Genomic DNA, 14,966 nt, shown 5'->3' with positions numbered 1-14,966 from the left:
TACATATCCATTATTTTTTATCTTTAAACCTGCTTTATGTATTGATTTTAATCAAAAATTGATTTTTTTGTGTATATCAACAAAGCTCATGTATCAAATCACAGATTTCCATCAATAAATTAGCCTTGAGATTCGCTTTTGCAGTAATCATATAGACTATCTGCTAATATATTGCACGTTTAAAAAACCTGCTGAGAGTTTTGAATGTCAACATTGACCACCTTAAAAGAGCTTCTGACCCAACGTATCCTAATCATTGATGGTGCAATGGGAACCATGATTCAACGCCATAAATTGGAGGAAGCCGATTACCGTGGTGAGCGTTTTGCCGATTGGGCATCTGACTTGAAAGGTAACAATGACCTTTTAGTACTGACTCAACCGCAAATTATTCAAGGCATTCATGAAGCTTACCTCGATGCAGGTGCAGACATCATTGAAACCAACTCATTCAATGGTACAAAAGTTTCAATGTCTGACTATCACATGGAAGAATTTGTCCATGAGATTAACTTTGAAGCTGCACGTATTGCTAAAGCAGCTTGTGAAAAATATTCAACACCTGACAAACCACGTTTTGTTGCAGGTGTACTCGGTCCTACGTCACGTACTTGTTCAATTTCACCGAATGTGAATGATCCTGCGTTCCGTAACATTACCTTTGATGAATTAAAAGAAAACTATATTGAGGCTGCACACGCCCTCATTGAAGGTGGTGTGGACATTCTACTCATTGAAACAGTATTCGATACACTGAACTGTAAAGCGGCAATTTTTGCCGTTAAAGAAGTTTTTAATCAATTAGGTCGTGAATTGCCTTTGATGATTTCGGGTACGATTACCGATGCATCAGGTCGTACACTGACAGGTCAAACTGCGGAAGCGTTCTGGAACTCAGTACGTCATGGCGATTTATTGTCGATTGGTTTTAACTGTGCCTTAGGTGCAGATGCAATGCGTCCGCATGTCAAAACGATTTCTGACGTTGCCGATACTTTTGTTTCAGCACATCCAAATGCAGGTTTACCAAACGCTTTTGGTGGTTATGATGAAACTCCTGAAGAAACAGCTGCATTCTTAAAAGAATTTGCTGAAAGCGGTCTGATCAACATTACAGGCGGTTGTTGTGGTACAACCCCTGACCATATTCGTGCCATTTACAATGCCGTAAAAGACATCAAGCCACGCCAAGTGCCTGAAACCAAGCCTGCTTGTCGTTTAAGTGGTTTAGAGCCGTTTAACATTACTGACGATTCTTTGTTTGTGAATGTCGGTGAACGTACTAACGTGACAGGTTCTAAAAAATTCCTCCGTTTGATTCGTGAAGAAAATTTTGCCGAAGCACTCGATGTTGCCTTGCAACAAGTGGTTGCAGGTGCGCAAATCATCGACATCAACATGGATGAAGGCATGCTCGATTCGCAAGGTGCGATGGTGCATTTTCTGAATTTGATCGCATCTGAACCTGAAATTTCCAAAGTGCCAATCATGATTGACTCATCTAAATGGGAAATCATTGAAGCAGGCTTGAAATGCGTACAAGGTAAAGCAGTTGTAAACTCGATTTCCTTAAAAGAAGGTTATGACGAGTTTGTTGCAAAAGCACGTTTGTGCCGTCAGTACGGTGCTGCAATTATTGTCATGGCATTTGATGAAACTGGTCAGGCGGATACTGCTGCACGTAAACGTGAAATTTGTAAGCGTTCTTATGATGTATTGGTCAATGAAGTTGGTTTTCCTGCTGAAGATATTATTTTCGATCCAAACGTATTTGCAGTAGCAACAGGGATTGAAGAACATAACAACTATGCTGTTGATTTTATTGAAGCAACAGGCTGGATTAAACAAAATCTTCCACATGCAATGATTTCAGGCGGTGTGTCTAACGTATCGTTCTCATTCCGTGGTAATGAGCCTGTACGTGAAGCGATTCACTCTGTGTTCCTTTACCATGCCATTCAACAAGGCATGACGATGGGTATTGTCAACGCAGGTCAAATGGCGATTTATGATGATATTGATCCTGAACTCAAAGCTGCCGTTGAAGATGTGATTCTGAATCAGAATCAAGGTGAAAGCCAACATGATGCCACCGAAAAATTGCTTGAAGTTGCAGAAAAATATCGTGGTCAAGGTGTCGCACAAAAACAAGTCGAAAACTTGGAATGGCGTGAACTTCCTGTCGAAAAACGTCTTGAGCATGCGCTAGTCAAAGGTATCACCACCTATATTGATGAAGATACTGAAGAAGCACGTTTAAAATCAGTTCGTCCGCTTGATGTGATTGAAGGCCCACTCATGGACGGCATGAATGTGGTCGGTGACTTGTTTGGTTCAGGTAAAATGTTCCTACCACAAGTGGTGAAATCTGCACGTGTGATGAAGCAAGCGGTGGCTTGGTTGAACCCGTACATTGAAGCTGAAAAATCAGGTGCGCAATCTAAAGGGCGTATCTTGATGGCGACAGTGAAAGGCGATGTGCATGATATTGGTAAAAATATCGTGGGTGTTGTACTTGGCTGTAACGGTTATGACATCGTTGACCTTGGTGTAATGGTGCCTGCTGAGAAAATTTTACAAACGGCGATTGATGAAAAATGTGACATCATCGGTTTGTCAGGTTTAATCACACCATCACTCGATGAAATGGTCTTTGTTGCCAAAGAAATGCAACGTAAAGGTTTCCATATACCCCTCATGATTGGCGGTGCAACCACTTCTAAAGCACATACCGCTGTGAAAATTGATCCACAATATTCAAATGATGCTGTAATTTATGTAGCAGATGCTTCTCGTGCGGTTGGTATTGCAACAACATTACTTTCTAAAGAAATGAAGCCGAAGTTAGTTGAAGAAACTCGTGCTGAATATGAAAAAGTGCGTGAACGTATTGCCAATAAACAGCCAAAAGCAGCAAAATTGTCTTATGCTGAATCGATTGAAAATGGTTTAAAAATTGACTTTGCTGCCAATAAACCTGCGATTCCTAACAGTATCGGTTCGCATACATTGACCAACTACCCACTTGAAACTTTAGTGGAGTATTTTGATTGGACTCCGTTCTTTATTTCTTGGAGTTTGGCGGGTAAATTCCCTGCAATTCTAACAGATGAAGTGGTCGGTGAAGCTGCGACTGATTTGTATAACCAAGCGCAAGAGATGTTGAAAGACATTATTGAAAATAAACGCTTTGATGCTCGTGCAGTGTTTAGCATTTACCCTGCCAATCGTTCTGCGGCTGACTCTGTTGAAGTCTATGATGAATCAGGTGCAACGACGCATACCTTCCATCATATCCGTCAGCAATCGGACAAAGTGACTGGCAAACCAAACTTATCATTGGCTGATTTTGTAGCGACTAAAAACCAAGCGGAAGATTTCTTGGGTGGTTTCACTGTATCGATTTTCGGTGCAGAAGAAATGGCACATGAGTATAAAGCCAAGGGCGATGACTACTCTGCGATTCTTGCACAATCTTTAGGTGACCGTTTTGCTGAAGCATTTGCTGAGCATTTACATGAGCGTATCCGTAAAGAGTTCTGGGGTTATCAAGCTACTGAAAACTTATCGAATGAAGAGTTGATTAAAGAGAAATATGTCGGGATTCGTCCTGCACCAGGTTATCCTGCTTGCCCAGAACATTCTGAAAAAGCGACTTTGTTTAGTTGGTTAGATTCAACTGCAAAAATTGGTACTGAGTTGACTTCTAGTTTTGCAATGTGGCCACCTTCTTCTGTGAGTGGTTTCTACTATGCAAACCCACAGTCTGAATATTTTAACGTGGGTAAAATCGCAGGCGATCAGCTTGAAGATTATGCAAAGCGTAAGAATTGGACTTTGGATGAAGCGAAGCGTTGGTTAGCGCCAAATTTGGATGATTCTGTTTCTTGAGTTTTTAAAATCTCCCTAGCCCCTCTTTGAAAAAGAGGGGGATGTCATGTGATTAAATAAATTACGTGACAGCCCCTCCCTTTTTAAAGGGAGGTTGGGAGGGATTATAGATTTTCATATTCTTTAAAATCATAAAGACATAATAATTTTTTATAATTAGAATTTAAGTCACCATCTATTTTCATTAAATAATTCTTCAATTCTTCTGCAGAAATTAAATTATTAAAAACCTTATAAAATATATAATCAATTTTATAACTTTCAGGAATTTTATCGGTTTCCAATATAGGGTCAATATCATTTAAACCATGTACATCGAATCGTTCTATATTTGGTTTAATATTATTATGCAACTTCGTTACTTGTTGGGCTTTTAAAGTTTCTGATTTTTGTAAACTCGGCACAATATGCGTGAATCCAAAAATAGGAAACCAATGCGTTCTAGCAATAGGAAACTCATCAATAAGCTTAATCAAACTTTCACTTCTAGCCTCAATAATATCGTAATAATCAATTATTAATTGTGATGAGTCAGTATATGTATACTCGATGCTAGATTTTGATTTCGGCGAAATAGCCAAAATCCTCTCTGAATTTTTTAATTGATCAATATCCTCAGTGATACTAACTTTAATTGTTCCACCTGAAGTGATATCTTTGACATTATCTAATACACGCCTAATTTCATAAGTTGATACTGGTAGGCTCAATGATTCTAATGCACGATAAAGTTCAATATAGTTATCTGTTTTAAGTTTATTAATTCGTAACGGATAACCATGTACATCAATATCATGGTCTAAAATTTCTAAGGATTCAGATCCTTCTTGATATTCTACAAGTAAAAAATTATTTCTTATTAAATCTGCTTGTTCAGAATTAAATTGTACATATTTAAAAATAGTATTTAGAATTTTTTTAATATTCGTATCATTAACACTATAACCTAAAAATACTATTGGATTATGAACAAATAATGAAATTAATTGTGCTCGAATTAAATCATACCTCTGATCAAAATCATCATAATCTTCTGTCGTAAAAACTAATTCTTCTGGATTATCAACACTTCCATGAATTTTATATACTGAACCATAAGGATTACTTAATAATATGTTATTGCCAACCAAGGGTTCAAAACCTGTAACATCTTCAATCAATTTATCATAATTTGTTGTAATTATTGATGATATATTTTTTGACAACAAATTAAATACTTCTAACTCATCAATATTTTTATCTCTTTTCTCTAGATCCGTTAATAAAGATGCAATATAAATTTTAAACTTATCAGAAGTAATCCCTTCACTACTTTTACGATAATACTCATCGTTTATATCTTTGAACTTCCCATTGCGATCTTCAGAAACTTGATGATTAAACTCCTCCTGCAAAAAAGAAGCTAATTGCATGAAATCATAGTTACCTGATTTCCTATCATGAACTTTTCCTTTTAGATCATAAAAAAACTCATCGTTTCCTTTTAATTCAAATGCAATTTTTTTAAGAAGACTTTCCCAAGAGTATGAATTTTCAAGATAGCGCAAACTAAAACCTGTACCAATAAAGAGTACAGGATGGTTTTTATAATTATTAATAAAATCAAATATATCCATAATTTACTTTAAGTAGCAATGTTTGTTGTATATGACTAATTTATAGCATTAAAAAAAAACAACTTCCATAATTTCACTGTATTTTTCTAATCCCTCCTAACCTCCCTTTAAAAAAGGGAGGAACACCGCGAATCTAATACCATTATAAAATTCGCGAAAAGTCCCTCTTTTATAAAGATGAGAAACTATGTTTCGCAAGAGGGAGATTCTTTAACACAATAAAAATGAATGACTTCCACCACCCCATCAATTTCAGCCAAAATCTGCCGATTATCAAACCTTAGGACTTTTAAACCCAACTGTTCCAATGCGTGATCACGAATCCTATCAGCTTCTAAGCCTTCATTTGTATAATGCTGACTCCCATCGCACTCAACCACCAAATTTGTAGAAGGACAGTAAAAATCCACAATGAAATTTAAAAGCGGTTTCCGCCGATAGAACTGTAATCCTAAAATTTGCTTATTACGAAGCCTTGACCATAAAAGCTTTTCAGCATCAGTCATGTTGTTTCTAAGATCTCGAGAGGCTTGTTTTAAGTTTTTATTATAAGGTTTCATTTTTATTCATTATCTAAAAAGACTACTCCTCCCTTTAATCAAAAAAAACTTCTCAGCTTAAAAAGGGAGGAAATCTAATGATTTAAAAACAATTACTTTCTAAAATTTGATAATAAAGACGAAGTAATTGATTTATTATTGTCTACAATTTTAGTCTTTTTAGCTCTTGCTGAATTATCTTCAACACGCTCAATTTTCACAGCTCTCGGCTTACCTTCATTATCTATAACAACAAATTTCACGCGTTCATTACGTTTCGGTTCGCCATCGGCAAGTGGAAAATCAGAAATATGAAAAAAAATATCCTCTTCTATACCACCAATAAAACCGAAGCCTTTATCGGCATTGTATTGCTTAATTTTGCCTTGTTGAAATTCAAGTTTCATACAGATTCTCATCATATTTTACAATTATTCCCATTATACCTATCTTCAAAAATGATCAGGGAAAATAATACAAATACTTGTTTGAATCGGGCTATTTTTACAACAATATAATATTTTTAAACTCTATCGACAAACAATACGCCATTTAAGTGATCCACTTCATGTTGCACAATACGGGCAGGAAAACCTGAAAACTCAGTTTCAACAGCCTTTCCATTTAATGTGCGATAGCGAATAGTGATCTTCTCTGCACGCTGAACTTGTCCACGTTCATTAGGTACACTTAAACACCCTTCCTCACCCGATACAACTTCACTAGAAAAAGCTAAAATTTCAGGGTTCACCATCACAACTGCATCCATTTCAGGTGCATCGGGATAGCGTGGATTCGGACGAGAAGCCACAATAATCACACGCTTAGAGATATAAACTTGCGGTGCAGCAATGCCAACACCATTACGCTCAAGCATCGTATCTTGCATGGTATCAGCAAGTGTATTTAACCACGCACTACCAAATTCACTTTCTGAAATTGGTGCTGCAATTAAGGTTAAAATAGCTTCACCACATTGGGCAACAGGTAAAATTGTCTGCATGGCGTACTCAATTTGATTATTTTGACGGCTATTTTAAAACAGAATGTTTAAAAATCTGTCTTTTATACGTATTAAATTTAAGTTCTTTTTCAGGACTTTCGATTAAACTTAAACACTATTTTAAAAAATTATCATACTTTATGGATACAACAACATTACTACTGAATGTGCTGTTTAGCTCTATCGGATTTGGCTATTTTCTCTATGGGCGTAAGCAACGTAAAAATGTGCCTTTTATCTGTGGGATTATTTTAATGATTTTTCCATATTTTATAGACAATCTTTGGGCAGTACTCGCAATCGGCATCACACTGTCTGCAACACCTTATTTTGTAAGAAATTAATATTTAATGATTGTATTAAGCCGTAATTTCTAAATAGCTTCTGACCTGATTGCGCCCATTTTTTTTTGCTAAATACAATGCCTGATCTGCCTGACGTAAAACAACTTCACGTGTTAAACCTGGTTTCCATGTTGCAACACCAAAACTTGCAGTGATTTTAATCGATTGATTTTCTGCATATTCCACATTCAATTGTTCAATTTTTTCACGACATCTTTCTGCGATTTCCATTGCATGGATCTGTTGTTTATCACTAAGTAGTAAAACAAATTCTTCACCGCCAAAACGTCCAACAAGATCATTACCACGCAAACTCAAACTAAGAACCTGCGCAACATCACGGAGTACACGATCTCCAACATCATGCCCATAGCTATCATTAATATTTTTAAAGAAATCAAGATCAAGCACAACTAAGGAATAATCACCATTTTTCTGATGAATTTTCCCTAAACTTTGGCTAATGAAGCGACGATTGAAAATACCTGTTAAAGGATCAAGCTGACTCATAATTTGAATTTGTTTTTCACGATTACGCCACTGGGTCAATAGTATTTCAAAAAGTACAATAGAAATAAAAAAAATTGGCACATACAGGTACAACATACTATAAATCCAAAATGGATTTTCAGAGAGCGTACTACTATTCAATTCATTGCTAAATAAAGGTGCATAGGGTATTTTTCCCATTGCACTCAATACAATACTACCCAGTAAAAAAATAGTCACAGGAATGGCTGTACTATAAATAATTTTACGTTCAAATAAGACAATACCAACCGAAATTAAACTAATATAGCTTCCGATCGTTGCTGGACTAATAATACCAACATTAAATCCGCCATAAATTAGCGTCACACCAAAAAACATAATACAAAAATAGGGAAAATACGTCTGAATCCAAATATTATCTTTCCACTTTATGCCAATAAATGCCCAGAGTAAAAATAAAAAAATGATAATAACCGATACAATTATATGAGAAGTGAATAGGCTTTCATCCATCCAATATTTTAATTCGGGAACACTAAAAACAAATAAATACCAAATAATCCAAATGATATAGGTCAATGCGCCAAGAATCATGACAAAATTACTTTTGCTCAAACTATCCCAATTCAACAGTGCGCTACCGTTCAAAAATTCTTTGATTTTTTCTAGTATTTTCATTATAGACCGCCTGCTTATAGCCAATATTTATAATTATTTAAAATGTATAAGAATGATTTTTTATTCCACTATATCCTTTTTTACATTCATCAATAGCATCTTAATTTCAAGAAATATTACTTTAGTATAATTTATCATCAAATTATGACTATCTGTGAATTTTTACTATTAAAGTAAGAAAAGATAATAAAATATTTTAAATCAGATGGTTAAGTATTTTTTATACATAAAATAAGAAAGTTGATACTGATTTTACTTTATTGCTATTATTTACTATTCATCCATAACGTTGACGGATGAATAGTATTATTTTAATTTTTATAAATTTTTCTTTAATTCATCTTCAATAATTTCGAGTTCTAAATCTGTAAATTTACGAATTTCACCTTCGGCATGCTTTTCAAGCAAACCTCCAATTAACGGTACTTTTACCTTTACCTGCCAATCAATTTGTAATTTTATCTGATGCTGATCACCTGTTACCGAACGCTCACACCTTGCCTCTAAAGGAAGGTTTGCACCTAATTCAACTGTGGAGGTCATGGCAGCTAAATTCGTTACATCTGTTCGTTTTAAACGGAAGGCATCTTTCAATAATTTTTTGGCAATATCTGGAATATTGACATCTAAGTTATACGCACGGCGCATAGTATAAATATCACCCGTAATTTGCGATTCAAGAATATCCAGCTTTTCTCCAGGAATACGACGACATACGGCTTCATGCAATGCTGTATTTGCCGAAAGCCGTTTGAAGTCTTCAAGGGTGATGCCTTGAATGGTGGTTTGAATACTAAATTTATGTGCCATTTTGAATCCTTTCATTGTTCTTTTAGATGAATTTATGACTGCTGAAAATTTTCATTCAATCATTGAAACAAAAATTAGTATTTATCTCAGCAGCTTGTTTATTCATTTAAATCAAAAAAGTAGCAGATGTCACGTATTATTTATGACTGACGTATAACGAACTACATTCATTTTTTGTTAATTTTTCAGAAACTACACTTCGAGAAATCTGAATTTTGTCAGCAACATCAATCATCAAATTATGATTTTTATACGTAATGAGAATACAAAATTCCTCTGCTCCATCATCTAAACCTGAAACTGTCCACGTTGTTCCTTGAGGAAAATTATTGAGCCAAGGTGCTTTATAAAAATCAGAAACTGATTCAAATTGAATATAGTCTTCGGGTGTAGAAATCAGTTTTCTCACCAATACATCAAATTTATATAATTGTAAATCGAGTAACATCTCAAACGACTCCAATATGAATCAAATTCTTAAAAACCACAATCTGACCAAAATTTTAACGCTTAACTTTAGTCGGAATGGTTATTCCATTTTAGGATATTCCCGTAAAACTACACTGAGTTTGTTTATTTTTAACCTGCGTCCATTGCCACCAACCAAATGCTGCCAAACCGACAAGTGCTGCATAAAGCGCAGCAGTTAGATATAAATCTTTAAACAAGAACATACCCACATAAATAATATCAACAAAGACCCACAGTACCCACGTTGCAATATGTTTTCGACTAGTCCAATAGGTTGCCAATAGACTAAAAGCGGCAAGTTGTGAATCGAGCATTGGTAATGCGGCATCGGTAAAATAATGTAAAGAAAGTCCAAATAACAAACCTCCTACAGCCGCCATACTCATTTGTAAAATGACCAATTTCGGAGCAATCGGTTCAATACGAATTTCATGACTCTCTTGCTTCCCTTTCATCCAATGATAAAAACCGTAAAAATTCATCACCATAAAGAAGCATTGTAAAATAGTTTCACCATAGAGCTTAAATTCATAAAACAGCCATGCATATAAACAATAGGCAAGAAAATTAAACAGCCAACACCACATGTTTCTTTTAATTGTTAATGTCACACCAATAACACTAATAATAACGGAGATGATTTCAAGTGGGGACATAAGACTAACTACATATTTTTGAATGTCTGTATTATGAAAAAAAACTGAATGATTGCAAGTGAGTTCTATTTTGGAACTCATATAACCTCAGTAGTCAATTTGTTGACTTGACCATTACGCTATCATCGCTTAAAAATAGATCAAACACATTAAAAAAATGAGTCATACAATGCCAAATACTACAACTACCAATCAAGGCAAAGTCAGCCGTGAAATTCAAAGTCACATCTATTTAATTGGACTTGATCGCGCAGATAAGCGCAATGCTTTTGATAGTCATATGATCCATGACCTTGCACTAGCGTTAACTGAGTATGAAAATAATGCTGAACTACGCTGTGCAGTAATCTTTGCACATGGTGAGCATTTTACCGCAGGGCTCGATTTAGTCGAATTACAACCTAAACTTGCAGAAGGTGTGTTTAATTTTTCAGATGAAACCGTTAATCCTTGGGGTACAGTCGGTCGCCAACGAACCAAACCTTTAATTACAGCTGTACAAGGTTATTGCTATACCGCAGGTATCGAATTGATGCTGAATTCCGACATGGTTGTCGCGCATGAAAACACTCAATTTACTCAAATAGAAGTACAACGTGGCATTCTGCCTTTTGGTGGTGCAACAGTACGCTTTGTACAAGCAGCAGGTTGGGCAAAAGCCATGAAATACATTCTCACAGGTGATCTTTTCAATGCTCAAGATGCTTATACCATGAACCTCATCACAGAGATCAATAACGACCCTCTCGCACGTGCTTTAGAACTGGCTGAACGCGTTGCAAGTGCTGCCCCACTTGCAGTACAGGCAGCCTTACACTCTGCACATCAAGCATTCCTACAAAACCCTGAAGCTGCTTTTGCAAACTTGCAAAGCCTATTAACACCATTATTAAAATCTGAAGATGCGCAAGAAGGTGTTATGGCAATGCTGCAACGTCGTGCACCTGAATTTAAAGGAAAATAATTAAAACTAACGTCATTGCCACTTTATTCACTCTAAGCAAAAGTAAATTGACTGTTCTTCATATCAGTTATACAAGGAATTTTGTATGAATATGCCACAAACACAGTTAAATAAAATACAGCTAAATACAACACAAACTGCTTTTGAAAGTACCACCATCGACTTTTTAGCCCATGATGGCTATATGCTGACAGGAATACTCTATACACCGAAAACTGTCAAAGCACGTATTGTTGTGGCATGCGCAACAGGTGTACCCCAACCATTTTATCGTCGCTTTGCTGAATTTTCGGCTGCTCAAGGTTTTGAGGTTCTGACCTTTGATTATCGTGGTATTCATTTATCTGCACCAAAGCAACTGAAAGACTTCCAAATGTCTTATCTCGATTGGGGCGAGCATGATTTAACTGGAGCAATTGATCGTCTCAAAAGCGATAATCTTCCTTTATTTATGGTCGGACATTCTTATGGTGGTCAAGCTTTAGGATTAACGAGAAATCATCATAAAGTCAGTGCAATGTATTGCTATGGCACAGGTGCAGGCTGGCATGGTTTTATGCCATTTAAAGAACGAGTTAAAGTTCAGGTCATTTGGAATATTGTATTTCCACCGATGGTTGCCATTAAAGGTTATTTACCTTGGAGTAAATTGAACATGGGTGCAGATTTACCCAAGGGCGTGTATCAGCAGTGGCGTAAATGGTGTAAAAATCCAACGTATTTCTTTGCAGATCCTCAGCAACAAGATCTTCATCAACGTTATGCCGAAGTTAAAACACCCATTTTTTCCGTAGCTGCACTTGATGATGATTGGGCACTTCCTCAATCTCGTGATTCATTTATGCAACATTATCGTCAAGCCCCAATGCACTACATTGATATTTCAGCAAAAGACTATGGGCTCAAGACAATTGGTCATATGGGATATTTTAGAAAGGGTTCTGAGCAAATTTGGCAAAAGATGCTAGATCAATTTGATCAGATGCTGAGTATCTAAATTTAAAAAACATTATGTACTCGATTGGCGAAACTCAAGTTTGTGTTCTCGCCCTTCATGATCGACATGCGCATAGAAAATACCGTAGCGCCCAACATAATATTCAAGCGATTGATCATGGTAATGCCAATAAATTGCCCATTCGCCAAAATCAAAACCTCCCGATTGGCTTTGGGTACTGTGTGGCATTTTATTCAGCCATTTTTGTTGAATTTCCCCTGCCTGATTGATATCCCTGACTTTCAAGGCTTGTTGAAAAAATAATTGTGCCGCATCATCAAATAAGCGTTGATCTTCTTGATTAACATCATCCATCACAGTACTCATCTGTACTGAGCCATTTTGCTGATCGTCTGCCTGTTGTTTCGTCATTGTGATATTCAAACGTTCTTGGTCTAAATGCTGTTTAATCTGCTTTGATTTTTCAGGTAAATCTTCTTCATCTTGTCGCTCTTCAAAATTTTTTGATATATTTTTTTGATGCAGATCAAAGATTGAATGCTGTTTATTCTTAATTTTATTTTTAATTAAACTGTCCCATAAAGTCCATAAAACATAGAGTGCTACGACTATTACAATCAGTATCAATAATGTCTTCATACGACTAAACCTCTATGGATTCAATTAAATAAAATACATCTATTTTTGTTCTTAGTGCTGTTTAAAACATTAATCATTTAACGAACTCAATCTAAGGTCTTTATCGTTATATAGATTGAGTCAAATATTCTCATGCAGAGAATAAGATAACTTGAGAGTTGGTATTTTAAAGTCAATACCAACACTTCGATTATAAAATTAGCATATTTTTTGCCAACAAGGAAATACTGAGCATCATTACCCAATATATTCAGTTATTTAAGAATTTTAATCGCTATTTTTTGACTGATATTAATTGCAAATTGATCAATATAACGACTATAAATATCTGCAACAACAAGTGTTGCTAATATTGCCAATACACCCGAACAAATCGCAGACTGTGAATAACTCCAGTGCCATTTTAAAAACAAATTAAACAAAGGAATACACACCAACGTTAGCATTAACAAGTGTATCAAATAAATCGAAAATGATAGTTTTCCCAACCAAACTAAAATCGGACGATCAAGCCCTTTTGACAGCAATGGACTCATCAATACACTATAAACAATGATTGGCCCTGCAAGAAAATTACTAAAATCATAAGTATGTTCACCCCACAGCGCATATAACCACGAATAAGCCTGGCTCGTATTATGTGCACCTGCTAAATACAAACCTAAAATTAACAGTAAAACTGCGAAACAGGCAGACAGTTGTTTAGCATATAAATAAATATAAATGCCTATCACAAAGCTTGCAATTCCCATACAAAAGCCTTGTCCACGCCACATATAAGCGAGTACGAGTACCAACACTGAACCGAGCCAAAATACACCGTGTTTCCACTGGTAAAGTACCAGTAAAAAAAACAGTACAAATGACCCCATCAACTCAATGGTCATAGTCCACAGTACCCAATTAATATTACTATCCGAAAATAAGAAGGCGCCGATTGTGCCTTCATATAATGCTGTTTTAAAGCTAAAATCTTGTTGAGCAAAGGCTTGTAGCCACAAACCTACATGTCGACTATCGATATCAATTATTGATAATGTCGCCCAAATAATTAAACAAGAGGTCAGTGCGGGAATCATTAAGCGTGGATAACGCTTAACCATCATAATTTTTAAACGACTCTGAAACTGTTCAGGTTTTTTTAAGATCGCATAACTGAGCACATAACCGCTCAGTACAAAAAAGACAAAAACGGCTGCATCACCCGAATATAAAAAACCTAGTGGTAAATGATGAACTTGATACACCCAATTTAAATCGGTAGTTTCTGTTGGATCAAAATGGTGTAAAAAAGGAAAAAAACTCATTGCGAGGTGAGAAAATACTACAGCTAAACACGCAAGCCCCCGAATACTCTCTGCTGCATTAATTTTAGCTGTCATGTACTTTTTTACTCTCTAAACTCTTCAAACCTAAATGCTGTCATTTTTCAGCGTTTTCAAAAAAACGATTACTGAATTTTAGTAATTCGTCCTTCAGCATTATGATGAACCGTAGCAATTTTTTGCTGACGTGCTTGCATTAAAGCATCGATATCTAAGTTGAAATAACTCGCATACTGCGCTGTGCTTTTGGTTTCTGCTTCTTTTTTAGTTTTTGCAGGTACAAAGTTACTCCACAACCACAAAGAAACGGCACAGGCAATCAGTGCAAAAAAGCCATTTTCAAGTACTTGGGCAAAGGTACTAAAAAAATAATGCACCAGATGCGGTTTTTGAATCGAGAGATATCCAATCCCAATAACCAATGGTCGCCAAAGCAATAACCAACCTGCCCATAACATCGCTGTCATGGTTGTGGTGAAATAGCGACGATGCCATGGTAGTTGACCACGTACATCAATAATCAAAGATTCAGTTTTCATATTCGCCTCTGTTGAACTAGATGACTCAGGTTTTACAGGGT

The 14,966-nt window shown here is 35.9% G+C and carries 15 protein-coding genes; 4 read left to right on the top strand and 11 right to left on the bottom strand.

From position 1 onward, the window contains the following. The first annotated feature begins 204 nt into the window (after positions 1 to 204). On the top strand, positions 205 to 3,891 hold the full coding sequence (gene metH, locus FW754_RS03975) for a methionine synthase (RefSeq protein WP_446323930.1): 3,687 nt from the start codon (positions 205 to 207) through the stop codon (positions 3,889 to 3,891). Positions 3,892 to 3,995: 104 nt separating this feature from the next. On the opposite strand, the gene FW754_RS03970 is transcribed toward metH, so the two are convergent. The 4 genes from FW754_RS03970 to def form a co-directional block, all read right to left on the bottom strand. After that, complete coding sequence (locus tag FW754_RS03970; protein ID WP_446323929.1) at positions 3,996 to 5,507, bottom strand: SIR2 family protein; 1,512 nt, start codon at positions 5,505 to 5,507, stop codon at positions 3,996 to 3,998. Positions 5,508 to 5,692: 185 nt separating this feature from the next. Continuing rightward, positions 5,693 to 6,067 (bottom strand): endonuclease domain-containing protein, encoded by a 375-nt coding sequence (locus FW754_RS03965; protein WP_446323928.1) that lies wholly within the window; start codon positions 6,065 to 6,067, stop codon positions 5,693 to 5,695. 92 nt (positions 6,068 to 6,159) lie between these two features. Next, positions 6,160 to 6,453 (bottom strand): cold shock domain-containing protein, encoded by a 294-nt coding sequence (locus FW754_RS03960; RefSeq protein WP_409511321.1) that lies wholly within the window; start codon positions 6,451 to 6,453, stop codon positions 6,160 to 6,162. A gap of 116 nt (positions 6,454 to 6,569) precedes the next feature. Then, positions 6,570 to 7,049, bottom strand: a complete 480-nt coding sequence (gene def / locus FW754_RS03955; protein WP_446323927.1) for a peptide deformylase — start codon at positions 7,047 to 7,049, stop codon at positions 6,570 to 6,572. 140 nt (positions 7,050 to 7,189) lie between these two features. On the opposite strand from def, the gene FW754_RS03950 reads away from it, so the two are divergent. Continuing rightward, on the top strand, positions 7,190 to 7,393 hold the full coding sequence (locus FW754_RS03950; RefSeq protein WP_409511323.1) for an amino acid transport protein: 204 nt from the start codon (positions 7,190 to 7,192) through the stop codon (positions 7,391 to 7,393). A 15-nt stretch (positions 7,394 to 7,408) separates the two neighbouring features. Here the strand turns inward: FW754_RS03950 and FW754_RS03945 are convergent, their stop codons facing one another. From FW754_RS03945 to pnuC, 4 genes are all read right to left on the bottom strand, one after another. Beyond that, positions 7,409 to 8,563, bottom strand: a complete 1,155-nt coding sequence (locus tag FW754_RS03945; protein WP_409511324.1) for a GGDEF domain-containing protein — start codon at positions 8,561 to 8,563, stop codon at positions 7,409 to 7,411. Positions 8,564 to 8,881: 318 nt separating this feature from the next. Next, a complete protein-coding gene (locus FW754_RS03940; protein WP_446323926.1) occupies positions 8,882 to 9,373 on the bottom strand; it encodes a DUF2505 family protein in 492 nt (163 codons plus the stop codon). A 136-nt stretch (positions 9,374 to 9,509) separates the two neighbouring features. Next, on the bottom strand, positions 9,510 to 9,821 hold the full coding sequence (locus FW754_RS03935) for a hypothetical protein (RefSeq protein ID WP_446323925.1): 312 nt from the start codon (positions 9,819 to 9,821) through the stop codon (positions 9,510 to 9,512). A 91-nt stretch (positions 9,822 to 9,912) separates the two neighbouring features. Beyond that, entirely contained in the window at positions 9,913 to 10,500 is a 588-nt protein-coding gene (gene pnuC, locus FW754_RS03930; protein WP_409511327.1) for a nicotinamide riboside transporter PnuC, read from the bottom strand. Between the two features lie 169 nt (positions 10,501 to 10,669). Between pnuC and FW754_RS03925 the strand changes: the two genes are divergently transcribed. Both FW754_RS03925 and FW754_RS03920 read left to right on the top strand, forming a co-directional pair. Beyond that, positions 10,670 to 11,464: a crotonase/enoyl-CoA hydratase family protein gene (locus FW754_RS03925; RefSeq protein WP_446323924.1), complete on the top strand. Its 795-nt coding sequence runs from the start codon at positions 10,670 to 10,672 to the stop codon at positions 11,462 to 11,464. Positions 11,465 to 11,555: 91 nt separating this feature from the next. Beyond that, complete coding sequence (locus FW754_RS03920; protein WP_446323984.1) at positions 11,556 to 12,461, top strand: alpha/beta hydrolase family protein; 906 nt, start codon at positions 11,556 to 11,558, stop codon at positions 12,459 to 12,461. 12 nt (positions 12,462 to 12,473) lie between these two features. Here the strand turns inward: FW754_RS03920 and FW754_RS03915 are convergent, their stop codons facing one another. The 3 genes from FW754_RS03915 to pgaD form a co-directional block, all read right to left on the bottom strand. Beyond that, on the bottom strand, positions 12,474 to 13,061 hold the full coding sequence (locus tag FW754_RS03915) for a hypothetical protein (RefSeq protein WP_419346616.1): 588 nt from the start codon (positions 13,059 to 13,061) through the stop codon (positions 12,474 to 12,476). A 254-nt stretch (positions 13,062 to 13,315) separates the two neighbouring features. Continuing rightward, positions 13,316 to 14,443 carry an acyltransferase family protein gene (locus FW754_RS03910; RefSeq protein ID WP_446323923.1) on the bottom strand — a complete coding sequence of 376 codons (1,128 nt, stop codon included), beginning with the start codon at positions 14,441 to 14,443 and terminating at the stop codon, positions 13,316 to 13,318. Positions 14,444 to 14,511: 68 nt separating this feature from the next. After that, the gene (gene pgaD / locus FW754_RS03905; RefSeq protein WP_409511340.1) at positions 14,512 to 14,925 is read right to left on the bottom strand and encodes a poly-beta-1,6-N-acetyl-D-glucosamine biosynthesis protein PgaD; all 414 of its coding nucleotides are present in this window, start codon (positions 14,923 to 14,925) and stop codon (positions 14,512 to 14,514) included. Positions 14,926 to 14,966: the final 41 nt, after the last annotated feature.

It is taken from the genome of Acinetobacter sp. 1207_04 (assembly GCF_052850415.1).
The sequence above is the reverse complement of the archived record's forward strand: the minus strand, read 5'-3'. Positions and strand labels throughout refer to the sequence as shown.

Bases quoted from the DNA above. Each gene is read 5' to 3' on its own strand.
- pgaD (WP_409511340.1), bottom strand. From the start codon at position 14,925: ATGAAAACTGAATCTTTGATTATTGATGTACGTGGTCAACTACCATGG.
- FW754_RS03970 (WP_446323929.1), bottom strand. From the start codon at position 5,507: ATGGATATATTTGATTTTATTAATAATTATAAAAACCATCCTGTACTC.
- FW754_RS03920 (WP_446323984.1), top strand. From the start codon at position 11,556: ATGCCACAAACACAGTTAAATAAAATACAGCTAAATACAACACAAACT.
- FW754_RS03910 (WP_446323923.1), bottom strand. From the start codon at position 14,443: ATGACAGCTAAAATTAATGCAGCAGAGAGTATTCGGGGGCTTGCGTGT.
- FW754_RS03915 (WP_419346616.1), bottom strand. From the start codon at position 13,061: ATGAAGACATTATTGATACTGATTGTAATAGTCGTAGCACTCTATGTT.
- FW754_RS03925 (WP_446323924.1), top strand. From the start codon at position 10,670: ATGCCAAATACTACAACTACCAATCAAGGCAAAGTCAGCCGTGAAATT.
- def (WP_446323927.1), bottom strand. From the start codon at position 7,049: ATGCAGACAATTTTACCTGTTGCCCAATGTGGTGAAGCTATTTTAACC.
- FW754_RS03965 (WP_446323928.1), bottom strand. From the start codon at position 6,067: ATGAAACCTTATAATAAAAACTTAAAACAAGCCTCTCGAGATCTTAGA.
- FW754_RS03935 (WP_446323925.1), bottom strand. From the start codon at position 9,821: ATGTTACTCGATTTACAATTATATAAATTTGATGTATTGGTGAGAAAA.
- FW754_RS03940 (WP_446323926.1), bottom strand. From the start codon at position 9,373: ATGGCACATAAATTTAGTATTCAAACCACCATTCAAGGCATCACCCTT.
- FW754_RS03950 (WP_409511323.1), top strand. From the start codon at position 7,190: ATGGATACAACAACATTACTACTGAATGTGCTGTTTAGCTCTATCGGA.
- pnuC (WP_409511327.1), bottom strand. From the start codon at position 10,500: ATGTCCCCACTTGAAATCATCTCCGTTATTATTAGTGTTATTGGTGTG.
- metH (WP_446323930.1), top strand. From the start codon at position 205: ATGTCAACATTGACCACCTTAAAAGAGCTTCTGACCCAACGTATCCTA.
- FW754_RS03945 (WP_409511324.1), bottom strand. From the start codon at position 8,563: ATGAAAATACTAGAAAAAATCAAAGAATTTTTGAACGGTAGCGCACTG.
- FW754_RS03960 (WP_409511321.1), bottom strand. From the start codon at position 6,453: ATGAAACTTGAATTTCAACAAGGCAAAATTAAGCAATACAATGCCGAT.